Annotated in this window: 13 protein-coding genes; 6 read left to right on the plus strand and 7 right to left on the minus strand. The window is 44.7% G+C overall.

Translation table 11 applies throughout. The annotated features are described in order from the left end of the window. From ACP45E_RS04890 to ACP45E_RS04900, 3 genes are all read right to left on the minus strand, one after another. On the minus strand, positions 1–432 hold a 432-nt coding region (locus ACP45E_RS04890; RefSeq protein WP_198927688.1), incomplete at its 3' end, for a TRAP transporter large permease subunit. A gap of 9 nt (positions 433–441) precedes the next feature. Next, positions 442–918, minus strand: a complete 477-nt coding sequence (locus ACP45E_RS04895; protein ID WP_017033229.1) for a TRAP transporter small permease — start codon at positions 916–918, stop codon at positions 442–444. Between the two features lie 141 nt (positions 919–1,059). Further along, complete coding sequence (locus ACP45E_RS04900; RefSeq protein WP_017033230.1) at positions 1,060–2,076, minus strand: C4-dicarboxylate TRAP transporter substrate-binding protein; 1,017 nt, start codon at positions 2,074–2,076, stop codon at positions 1,060–1,062. A 275-nt stretch (positions 2,077–2,351) separates the two neighbouring features. Here ACP45E_RS04900 and ACP45E_RS04905 point away from each other — a divergent pair, with 275 nt between their 5' ends. The 3 genes from ACP45E_RS04905 (at position 2,352) to ACP45E_RS04915 (ending at position 4,338) form a co-directional block, all read left to right on the plus strand. After that, the gene (locus ACP45E_RS04905; protein WP_017033231.1) at positions 2,352–3,056 is read left to right on the plus strand and encodes a glycerophosphodiester phosphodiesterase family protein; all 705 of its coding nucleotides are present in this window, start codon (positions 2,352–2,354) and stop codon (positions 3,054–3,056) included. Positions 3,057–3,071: 15 nt separating this feature from the next. Further along, complete coding sequence (locus tag ACP45E_RS04910) at positions 3,072–3,809, plus strand: DeoR/GlpR family DNA-binding transcription regulator (RefSeq protein WP_017037286.1); 738 nt, start codon at positions 3,072–3,074, stop codon at positions 3,807–3,809. Between the two features lie 106 nt (positions 3,810–3,915). Continuing rightward, positions 3,916–4,338: a hypothetical protein gene (locus ACP45E_RS04915; RefSeq protein ID WP_017033233.1), complete on the plus strand. Its 423-nt coding sequence runs from the start codon at positions 3,916–3,918 to the stop codon at positions 4,336–4,338. Positions 4,339–4,350: 12 nt separating this feature from the next. Here ACP45E_RS04915 and ACP45E_RS04920 read toward each other — a convergent pair whose 3' ends face one another. The 3 genes from ACP45E_RS04920 to ACP45E_RS04930 all read right to left on the minus strand — a co-directional run bounded on the left by ACP45E_RS04920 (position 4,351) and on the right by ACP45E_RS04930 (position 7,114). Continuing rightward, complete coding sequence (locus ACP45E_RS04920; protein WP_017037287.1) at positions 4,351–4,767, minus strand: DUF3319 domain-containing protein; 417 nt, start codon at positions 4,765–4,767, stop codon at positions 4,351–4,353. Positions 4,768–5,000: 233 nt separating this feature from the next. After that, the gene (gene yjeH, locus ACP45E_RS04925) at positions 5,001–6,260 is read right to left on the minus strand and encodes an L-methionine/branched-chain amino acid transporter (RefSeq protein WP_017033235.1); all 1,260 of its coding nucleotides are present in this window, start codon (positions 6,258–6,260) and stop codon (positions 5,001–5,003) included. A gap of 194 nt (positions 6,261–6,454) precedes the next feature. Continuing rightward, entirely contained in the window at positions 6,455–7,114 is a 660-nt protein-coding gene (locus ACP45E_RS04930; RefSeq protein WP_017033236.1) for a pyridoxamine 5'-phosphate oxidase family protein, read from the minus strand. 91 nt (positions 7,115–7,205) lie between these two features. Between ACP45E_RS04930 and ACP45E_RS04935 the strand changes: the two genes are divergently transcribed. The 3 genes from ACP45E_RS04935 (at position 7,206) to ACP45E_RS04945 (ending at position 9,834) form a co-directional block, all read left to right on the plus strand. Next, complete coding sequence (locus ACP45E_RS04935; RefSeq protein ID WP_017037288.1) at positions 7,206–8,651, plus strand: PLP-dependent aminotransferase family protein; 1,446 nt, start codon at positions 7,206–7,208, stop codon at positions 8,649–8,651. Between the two features lie 93 nt (positions 8,652–8,744). Then, positions 8,745–9,212, plus strand: coding sequence for an Lrp/AsnC family transcriptional regulator (locus ACP45E_RS04940; protein WP_017033238.1), 468 nt, complete (start codon positions 8,745–8,747; stop codon positions 9,210–9,212). A gap of 7 nt (positions 9,213–9,219) precedes the next feature. Continuing rightward, on the plus strand, positions 9,220–9,834 hold the full coding sequence (locus ACP45E_RS04945; RefSeq protein WP_017033239.1) for a LysE family translocator: 615 nt from the start codon (positions 9,220–9,222) through the stop codon (positions 9,832–9,834). 46 nt (positions 9,835–9,880) lie between these two features. Here ACP45E_RS04945 and ACP45E_RS04950 read toward each other — a convergent pair. Then, the coding region (locus ACP45E_RS04950; protein ID WP_241824272.1) for a methyl-accepting chemotaxis protein at positions 9,881–10,499 on the minus strand (619 nt) is incomplete at its 5' end.

Consider the following 10,499-nt stretch of genomic DNA (forward strand, 5'->3'; position numbering starts at 1 on the left):
AGATGCCGCTGTGACCGCTGCCGTAAAGGGTAAGTCATAACCCCGTTTGGTCATTTCGGGTGCTAGGATCTTAGATTGCATTGCTGCGTCGGCATTGGCAGAGCCTGAAATCCCGCCCATTAAGGTACTAAGCAAAACGTTAACGTGTGCTAGCCCTCCTGTTTTATGACCAATCATAGAGTCAGCAAAGGAAAGCAGACTTCGACTGATGCCTGCGTAATTCATGATGGAGCCCACCATGATAAAAAACGGTATCGCCAGCAAAGGGAATGAGGATGCAGAGGAAATAAACCGTTGCATCACAAGGCTGACCGGAATAGAGGTATTGATAAAGAGAAAGTACCCCAAGGCTGACGCGATCAATGAGAAAGCAATGGGTACATTAAGTAGAAAGAGGATAAACAGAAGAATAATTGGCAGATAAATGTCCACTTTGATCACCTAATGAGTATTGGCTGACGAATCGTGAGTCGAATGCGTTAAATCGTCTTTGATAAATCTCAGGGTATGTATCGCCATAAGAGAAAAACAAAGGATCAGCACGCCATTAATAGGAAAATAAGAGATGCCCATTACAGGGGTGACTTTCGTGGAAAGCATGGTGTAGTCGAAACTGAGATACGCCATGATGACGTTGAGTATGAGTAAAAACACAGAGATGACTAAACGAAAAGGGCGTTTCATTTTAGCGGGCAATAAAGTCATGATGACATCAACACCCATATGAAGTTTATGTTTATAACATGAGCTGATACCGAAGTAGACGGCCCAGATAAAGCAGATCACCGAGAGCTCTTCACTCCAAGGAACAACAAAGCCGAAACCATAACGTAGAAATACATTAATGATGACCATTAAGACGGTTACTGAAATGGCCACAGAGGCTAAGATTTCTTCAAGGTTTGCTAAAAAACGCATGTTGACTCCAAAAAGCAAGCGCAGAGCCGAAGATGTACGCCCCTGCTATCAATACGCAGAGGCGTTAACGGGCTCCAAAGGAACACTTTCATCTAAAAATTAACTATTCGATTTAAAAGTAACTATTCCATTTAAAAGTAACTATTGCATCGCGCGGATTTTTTGCAGCTCAGCATTGATCGTGGCGTGTATGCCTTCGCTCCATGCCGGGAACTGGTTATAAACATCAGCCGTTAGCTTGCCAAACTCAGCGGTATCGACCTCGTTAAATGTCACGCCTAAATCTTCTAGTTTTTGCATGTATTCCGAATCAAGTTTCACCAACTCGCTGGTGTTAGAAACCGCACCGGCTTCTAGCTCTTCCATCACAATAGTCTGTTGCTCAGGCGTTAGTTTTTCCCAAACTTTTGGGGAGATGTACAAACCAACTGTGCCGAGGAAGTGTTTAGTGAAAGACATGTTTTTCGCCACTTCATACATCTTAGTTGAATACATGGTTAAGATAGAGCCTTCCAGCCCGTCAACGACGCCTTGCTGCACACCTGCATAGGTTTCAGGGAAGGGCAGAGAAGCCGGCGATGCCCCCATTGAAGATAAGGTACTGATAAATAACTGGCTTCCAGGTACACGAATACGCATGCCTTTCATGTCAGCAGAGTTCTTAATTTCTTTGTTGGTGATCATGTGGCGGAAGCCAAACATGTAGTCGGCATTCAGAATCTTGATGCCTTTATCTTCTGCTTGTTGTGTGAGATCGGCAACGAAATCAGTCTTCATCATTGCGAGATATTCGTCATAAGAGTTGTATAGCATTGGGCCTGCTAGTGCTGCAAAATCTGGCACATAGTCACCAAGGTAGCTTAAATCTTCTACTGCAATCCAATCTGCGCCATTAACAACCTGCTCTAGGTTATCTTTATAAACGGGTAGCTGTCCGCCTGGGAACACTTTGATGTTCACACCGCCATCGGTACGGGTGCGGATTTTTTCCGTGACTTTAATCAGCTCTTTGGTCAGCAACTCATTTTGAGTAAAAACCAAGCTCATATTGATATTGACAGGATCTTGTGACGCGGCCATTGCCGATCCACTTCCTGTGACGCCGTATCCAAATAGCGTTGCAGCCGTCAATACCGTTCCCAGTAGTAGCTTTTTCATTATCTTAACCCTCTATTGTACGAAGTAAGGTGTCCATTTTATTGTCACACTCGATTAGGAGTGCCTGTGTATATCTTGAGCATTTATGTCATTGGAGAGCGTACAATATAATATCCACTGTTACGTTCATATGAACAAATTAATATTCACATGAATGTTGTGATCTTGTTAACGAAATGAAGTCAGTGAAGATTAAAGCGTTCTATTGCCTTGAAATTGGGAAAGGTAGGCGTAAGATGAGCCGGTCTGTTTTCATATGAATATTGAGGTTGAAAATGATAGTAGGTCATCGCGGAGCGGCGGCGCTCGCACCAGAAAATACACTGTCTGGAATCAACGTTGCTGCCGATGTCGGAATACAATGGGTAGAATTGGATACGCAGCTTACCGCAGACGGCGTGCCTGTTATATTTCATGATGAAGGGCTTGATCGCTGTACAAACGGTGTAGGAAATGTCGAAGACCATACACTTGAGCAGCTAAAAAAACTGGATGCCGGAAGTTGGTTCAGTAGCACGTTTGTCAATGAACGCATTCCAACATTGGAAGAAGCGTTGAAAACCTGCATTGAACGTAATATGAGTATGAATCTGGAAATTAAAATACACCACGAGAGACAAGTAGAACCTTTGGTCAAGAAAGTGGTTGATGTTATCCATTCAGTGAATTTTCCATTTCATAATCTGCTTATCTCCAGCTTTTCCAAATCCGCATTGAAAGAATGCCAACGACGTATTCCTGACGTCAGACGTGGTTACATTACCGAGGAAACCTCAACGGATTACCTTCAAGAGATACAAGCGCTGGACCTGTATAGTGTGCATGTCGATCAAAATATTCTTACCCAGTCGATGGCCCAGTCGATATTGAAATTGAATTATGAACTGAACATTTGGACACTGAATGATCTAAGTAAAGCGCAAGTATTTACCAATATGGGTGTGACCAATATCATTACCGACCACCCCGATGCCTTATAATCAGGAACAAAAGTTATGGAACTGACGGATCGCCAGCAACAAATACTGAGCTATTTGAAACAACACAGCGATGTGCAAATAGGCGCTCTTGCGTCGATGTTTGCAGTCACCACACAAACCATAAGAAGAGATGTCAATCTATTGTGTGAGCAAGGACTAGCGAGACGTGTACATGGTGGGCTGAGCTTGCCGGCGATTTTAACCAATACCACCTATCAGTTTCGTCGAGAGGTCGAATCCAACATTAAACGGTCGATTGCCAAAGAAGTGGCACGCCAGATCCCGGAAGGGTCGACCATTATTATGGGTATTGGTACGTCGGTCACTTACGTCGCGGAATTTCTGATTGGTTTTCAGGCATTGAGGGTCGTGACCAACAATCTGCAAGTAGCAAGAATATTAGAGGCGAACCCTAATATCGAGGTTTACCTCACCGGCGGGCGGGTACGTTGTGAACATCAGGATCTCATCGGCCATAGTGTGCTGGCATTTTTTGATGACTTTGAAGCGGATATTGGAATTGTCGGGTGCGGCTCCATTACACCGAACCTTTCGGCGATGGAACACGAGTTGCCAGAAGCTGAAATCTCTAAAGCGATACTGTCCAATTGCCGACAGAACTGGTTATTGGCCGATGCAAGCAAGTGGGGGCGTTTTGCCTCGGTGAAAGTGGCGGGGTTGTCTTCATTCTCTCGAATCTACACCAATAAAGCTGGCTTACCTTCCGATCTGCCTATCTACTCCGTTGAATAGGCTAACCGTTTTCCTTTAATCTATGATTGCAGTGGTTCGCGGTTAAACGATAGTATAAGGGCTCTTTTATTGGTACAAATTTCACTATATTGGTACAAATTTCACTATGTCAGATGAAAAACTAGCGCTAGAGTGGATGCGTCAACAAGCTCGTAAAATTGACCCATACACGGAAGATCCATCATTTGATGATTGTGTTGAACTGATTGATCCTATTTTTAAAAAGGGCAAGAGCGTTGCGCAACTGAGGTTTTTACTAGGGGAAGCGGATCGTCGAGCTGGCGCAGCGGAGCGCAAACATGCAGCCTTAAAATACGCGAAAGAAAAAAGCCCTAATGCAGGTCAAATACTGCGTCTTCAAAGCAAACTTCAGCAAGTAGAGTTAGCGTTGAAATTGGCGACGGGCGACAACAACATGACGATATCGCAATTCTGCTCTGAGTATGAAGTCCGCAAGCGCGATGGCAGTGCAGCGTGGAATGAAATATTGGTTCAACAGGGTAAAAAGGTCCAGAAGAGTAAAAAATAAAGAACCACCAAGCTAAACCCGTTTCAGTTCCAATAAATTGATGGCTTCAATAATCTTGCATTTGGACCCTTTCATTAACCTACCACGATAAGTGATATACCAATCGTTATCGCCACCATGGTCATTTTTTAGTTTGAATTCTTTATAATCGAAGGTGAGTTGATCGGAAAGTTGTGGCTTGTTTTTTTCAAAATACTCTGGAGCCACAATGACTTTATGATTGCACCATTGGTCGACAGACATCTTTAAGTATTCCAGTTTACCAACCAGAGATTTGTCACTAATGGTAGCGCTCCAGAAATCAGGGTGCGCAGGGTTCCGTTTAAGCAGATGGCCTCGATAGAATTCCGTTCTCATCATATTTTGTTTTTTAGACGAAGAATTTTTTATTCCAAACAACGTGCGCATTGCGGTTGCCATTCTGCTCATAATTTCTCCTTATTGGCACCCAAATAGTGATCTTGGTTCAATATATCAGCCATAGAGTACTCTATGTTCTTTAAACTCATTTTTTGAGAATGACCACATACTAAAAGTACTAAACAAGGACAGTTCAAGAGAATTGTTCGAGGCAGATCTAAATATGACCCAAGCCACTCAAGTGAGTGGCTTGGGTGAACAGAGAATAGAAGAATATAGGATAGAGGACAGAGAACAGTAGGCTAAATGGTTTGCTGCCTATCACGCTTTAACCAACGGCTCCAAGGCAATGACAACAGTGTAAAAACAGTCACGGCGTACAGCATCGACCAACCAAGGCAAATGAAGACCAGTGTACATAAAATTAATGACACAAGAGCCAGCCCTTTTTTGACACCATTGAGTAATTTATAAGCAGCAAGCATCGCCAGCAGGTAGACCAGTACAAAAATACCGTTGGCGAGTTTCAAGAAGAATTCTAGGTTAAGCCCTGAGATTTCCCCTCCGATACAAGAAATGAGCAATATCGCGCCAACTACCAACGTCGCATTGGCCGGAACGCCTCTCAGTGAAACTCTTGCCATCGCCCCTTTAGGCTGATACTCGCGAGCTTGAGCCCAAACCATTCTCGATAAGCTTTGAGTGTATAAGTTCACACTGGCAAAGCAGGCGGAAAAGCCAAGCACACTGATTAAGAGCGAAAACTTTGCGCCAAATAACAGGTCACTGAGAAAAGGAATCGATGCGTGGTCAAATTCAGCACTGCCGTACGCGGAGTACTTTAAAATGACAACGGAACATGCCCAATAGGTCGCGCCAGCAATAAAACAGCCGACGAGAATCGCGATAGGAAAGTCTCTTTGCGGGTTTTTGAATTCCTCTCCCATATGGGCAAAGGCTTCAATGCCGACAAAGCACCAAAACATCACCCCAAGCGCTGCCGATACTGGCCACAATGACTCAACAGTAAGAGGTGGCATTGTCATGTCTGCACTGGTGATATCTCCTTTCCACAGAAAAGCGGCAATGAGCGTAAAAATGCTTAAAGCAATGATCGTTTGTAAGCGACCTGAGGACTTTGTGCCAAGTAAGTTAACCCATATTAATAAGCATACTGTGATGATTTGCGTTAACCATGCCGTGTTGAAAGGCGAGGGTAGGATCTGCTCTAGAAAGCCTGCTGCCAATGCGACGGCGGCAGGCACGCCAACTGGAATGACGCTGACAAATAGCCATGCGACACTGCGTTCCAGTTTTTTGCCAAATGCTTTACGTACGAAGAAAGCAGTACCACCGGCACTTGGGTATTTTTTCCCAAGCTCCGCAAAGGTCAAGGCTATCGGGCAAATTGCCACGAACAAGAGCAACCATGCCCATAAAGAGAGGTCTCCTGCGATACCAGCGGCAATGGCAGGTATCATAAATAAGCCCGTGCCCATCAAGGTGGTAGACAGTTGTCCGATGCCTGATATTAAGGTGATGTCTTTTTTTAATTGGCCCATCAATTCGCTCCATGAATATTTCTGACGCTTAGCTTACTCGTTCTTGTTGTGAAACACAGCTAGCAATTTGTCTTAGTTTGCCAACAAAATGACGGTTTACCCAAGAATGGCCGCCATTTTGCTAGATAAATGAATAAATAGATAAACAAGGGAATAAGTGAATAGATGGTACGGTGTTTCTTTCCCTCGTACTTCTATCTATCGTGCCACCGTACTCCGTAGGCTTCAGAGTAGTCTGGCTCTGTGAGTGAAGGATCCAAATCTTCGCAAGGCTCCAGTGGGCCAACAACCGTTCGATATGGAAGCACGCCAGCCCAAGCGGGAAAATCCAAATCGGCTAGGTCATCATTGACGCCAGAGTGACTGATCTTAACCGAAGCTTCAGTAAGAGGAATGACCAAAAGTTCAGTGGCGTCTAGTTCTTTCTGGTTTCCTAAGCGAACTTCATTGCATCGACCCGGTGCGATTTGCTCGATAAAGACATTCAGTAATCGGTCTTTCTCTGAGGTGCCTTCAATCGATGAGAACTGTCCCAAAACCACCGCTGACCGATAGTGAGCACTATGATGAAATGCCGACCTCGCAAGCACCCAACCATCAAACAGAGTAAACGTAAGGCATGTCTGCTTGGCTTTCTTGAGTTGTCTAATTAAACGGCTGTTTTTGGCACCATGGATATAGACGTTGTTTTCCACGCGCCATGCCAACATAGGGATGACAATAGGGCCCGTTTCATCCTCAATAGCAATATGAGCGATCAGACTTTCATCAATGATCTGGTGAAGGTTCTTAGGATCAAAGTTCGCTTTTTTTGCCCCTTTCTTAATGTGTGTTCTTTTGCTTTCAGATAGCATATTGATTCCTTTCTCATAACTGATGTTTGCAATATTAGCGATAACTGGTAGCTTAAATAGAGCCAGTTTTTAAATAATCATGGATCCAGTTATGCAGCCTATAGATGTTGGTGATTTAGCCTTTGACCGCCATTCTTCCTCACTTCAAAAGCAACTATTTTCAGCGATACGAAGCAAAATCTCAGAACATCTATGGGCTAAAGGAGGGAAACTGCCGTCAACACGAAAATTATCATTAGAGCTGGGTATCAGCAGAAATACCGTGATAGCCGTTTATGAGCAGTTAGTCGCCGAAGGGTATTTAGAATCTCGGGCTGGGTCGGGATTTTATGTGGCGATTGAATTGCCTGACTATACGTTTCCAGATTATACGTTTCCTGAACATGTGAGCTCGACCAGTAAAAACGTGGCAACTCAAAAGAGCGAAGTCTCCTCGCAAGAGTTAAACCGTAGCTTCGCGCCTGGCGTCCCTGACTTAGCGCAATTTCCTTTGATTAAGTGGAATAGACTGCTGCAAAGACACGCAACGAGAGTGAGTTTACTTGGAAGCCAAGATATTCAGGGTGATCGTCGATTAAGAGAGGCATTGTGTGACTACCTTTCAAGCAGTCGCTCTGTGAGTTGTAGTGCCGATCAAATTGTCATTACAGCCGGTGCGCAGCAAGCCTTAACCATCGCTTTGATGGCGACACTCAAACCAAACGATCAGGTTTTGATGGAAAACCCAGGTTATGTTCAAATGCGAAAATCCATCGATTTATTGGGCCTACAGTTAGAGCCCGTTGAAGTGGTTCCAAAGGTGGGCATAGATCTAGACCATATCAAGGCGAGTACGGCTAAGTGCTTGTATGTCACACCCAGTAATCAATACCCAATGGGTACAAGCGTTCATTTAGAGCAAAGGATAGAGTTAGTGCGTTGGGCGAGAGAGAAAAGCGGTTGGATAATCGAAGATGATTACGACAGTGAATTTCAATTTGCTCATCGACCCTACCCAAGCCTTCAAGGGTTATCAGCAGAAGTAGGGGCAAAGGAGCGTATCTTTTATATCGGATCCTTAAGCAAAGTGATGTTCAATGGCCTACGACTCGGGTATTTAATCGTCCCTCAAGCATTGCTTTCCCGGAGCTTAGAAATAAAAGACGCGTTAAGTGGAGATTCACCGTCGCATGTTCAAGCGGCACTCGCAGACTTTATTTTAGAAGGGGATTTGCTACGGCATATTAGGAAAATGCGGCGGCTATATAAGCATAAATACGAATTGATGATGGAAGCCATAGGTACTCATTTTGTAGGGCGTGTGGAGGTTATCAGTCAAGCGGCTGGGCTTCACATTACCTTTCGTTGGAAAGAAGGGTGTAGCGAGCTTGAACTATGCCAAAGGGCCAAAGAGAAAGGCATCACGATCCGCTCGTTGTCCATGTATGAGTATCAGCCCCAGACAAAACGAGACTGGCAAGCTGTGGTGTTGGGTTTTGGTAATATTGAACTGGATGATATTGATCCCAAGATAGCAACGCTTGCACAGCTGCTTTAAACATGGTTAATTGACTGTTTACGGAAGAATTGAACGAATTGAATTGGCAATAGCGCAAACGAATCAATAAGGTACGTTCATAGAAGGGAAATCATGGACAAGTTTGATCAGATTATTGTTGATATCTTGAAATGCAATGCGCGCCGTTCGATCAGTGACATTGCAAGAGAAGCGAACCTATCACGTTCGGCGGTGACCGCGAGAATAAAAAAGCTCGAAAACGAACATGTTATTTTGGGCTACCATGCGCAGCTTGCTCCAGCAAATAAGCAAGAAACCATCTCCGCTTATTTGGCGCTCAAATTTGATATGACAAGTACCACACAGCATTGCGAGAGCTATGCGCAGAAAATTTATCATATTGATGGCGTGAAATGGTGCCATGCCATCAGTGGAGAAACCGATATGATGCTGTTTGTGCAGGTTGAAAGCATGACTAGGTTGACCGAGATCCGTGATGAGTTGCAATCTTACCCTGAGCTTCGACACTTGATTACGCACACTGTATTGACTGAATTTTTTAATACCACTCACTCGCATTCAGCGATCATCAACAAATAGGGCTCCCATGACATTTACCATTTGGTTATCACTTCTTACTATCTGCTTATTAGGGGCTATGTCACCGGGTCCTAGCCTTGCGATGGTTGCAAAACACAGCTTAGCGGGCGGACGAGCTAATGGCTTTGCAGCAGCATGGGCACACGCTTTTGGTATTGGTATTTATGCGTTCATTACGTTGATCGGTTTAGCGGTTGTTTTGCAGCAGTCGCCGTTGCTATTTAAAACGATCAGCTATGCTGGGGCAGCTTACCTGGTGTACTTAGGGATCAATGCATTGCGTTCAAAAGGGGGGGTCGCTGAGAAGTTAGAATCAGGAGAGGCGGTGAGTCTGTGGCAGTCGGCGAAAGAGGGCTTTCTTATTTCTCTGCTGAGCCCCAAAATTGCGCTGTTTTTTATCGCACTCTTTAGTCAATTTATAGCGATAGGCAGTGATGTCCTGAGTAAGAGTTTGATCATACTGACCCCGCTGGTGGTCGATGGTTTATGGTATACGCTCATCACCTTTATGCTTTCTAGCCCGCTACTACTTGAACGGATCAGAACTAAAGCTGTGCTCATTGACCGACTGTCTGGGATCGTATTAATTCTCCTTGCTCTTCGAGTGATCGTGACGGTTTAACGCGCCATTAATGAAAGTGATGGGGCAACTATGCCCCATATGCTTTTTAAACACGATAGTGCTCTATTTCGTTACGCAATACTTCTGCTAACTGGGCTAACTCTTGGGTCGCAGCGCTGCTTTGCTCCGTGCCAATCGCATTTTGGTTGGAAATCTCACTGATGCTACTGATGTTGGCGTTGATCTCTTCCGTAACTAAGCTCTGCTCTTCAGCTGCGGTCGCAATTTGAGCGTTCATAGCGGTGATTTGATCGACACTGGCTTTGATTTGAGTCAGTGCATCACCTGCCTCACGCGCTTTGTCGACGGTTGAAAGGGCATTATTGGCACCTGTTTCCAAACGCTGCGTTGAATCGCGGCTTCCTTGTTGAAGGAGCTGAATAGTTTGTAGAATCTCCTCAGTTGATTCTTGAGTTCGGCTGGCTAGTGTGCGCACTTCGTCTGCAACGACAGCAAAACCTCGCCCTTGTTCACCTGCTCGCGCTGCTTCAATGGCTGCATTGAGCGCTAATAGATTGGTTTGTTCTGAAATACCTTGGATGACATCGACAACACTGCCTATTTCTTCAGAATGCTTAGCCAGTTGGTGCATCGACTCCACCGATTCTTGCATCTCCTGTGATAAGCTTTCGATCATGGTGACGCTATCCATGACGACTTGCTGG

The sequence above is a fragment of the Vibrio genomosp. F10 str. 9ZD137 genome (assembly GCF_049974785.1).
In the GTDB taxonomy this organism is placed as follows: domain Bacteria; phylum Pseudomonadota; class Gammaproteobacteria; order Enterobacterales; family Vibrionaceae; genus Vibrio.

Coding starts and splice junctions, on each gene's coding strand:
- ACP45E_RS04895 (WP_017033229.1), bottom strand. CDS start 918: ATGCGTTTTTTAGCAAACCTTGAAGAAATCTTAGCCTCTGTGGCCATT.
- ACP45E_RS04900 (WP_017033230.1), bottom strand. CDS start 2,076: ATGAAAAAGCTACTACTGGGAACGGTATTGACGGCTGCAACGCTATTT.
- ACP45E_RS04905 (WP_017033231.1), top strand. CDS start 2,352: ATGATAGTAGGTCATCGCGGAGCGGCGGCGCTCGCACCAGAAAATACA.
- ACP45E_RS04910 (WP_017037286.1), top strand. CDS start 3,072: ATGGAACTGACGGATCGCCAGCAACAAATACTGAGCTATTTGAAACAA.
- ACP45E_RS04915 (WP_017033233.1), top strand. CDS start 3,916: ATGTCAGATGAAAAACTAGCGCTAGAGTGGATGCGTCAACAAGCTCGT.
- ACP45E_RS04920 (WP_017037287.1), bottom strand. CDS start 4,767: ATGAGCAGAATGGCAACCGCAATGCGCACGTTGTTTGGAATAAAAAAT.
- yjeH (WP_017033235.1), bottom strand. CDS start 6,260: ATGGGCCAATTAAAAAAAGACATCACCTTAATATCAGGCATCGGACAA.
- ACP45E_RS04930 (WP_017033236.1), bottom strand. CDS start 7,114: ATGCTATCTGAAAGCAAAAGAACACACATTAAGAAAGGGGCAAAAAAA.
- ACP45E_RS04935 (WP_017037288.1), top strand. CDS start 7,206: ATGCAGCCTATAGATGTTGGTGATTTAGCCTTTGACCGCCATTCTTCC.
- ACP45E_RS04940 (WP_017033238.1), top strand. CDS start 8,745: ATGGACAAGTTTGATCAGATTATTGTTGATATCTTGAAATGCAATGCG.
- ACP45E_RS04945 (WP_017033239.1), top strand. CDS start 9,220: ATGACATTTACCATTTGGTTATCACTTCTTACTATCTGCTTATTAGGG.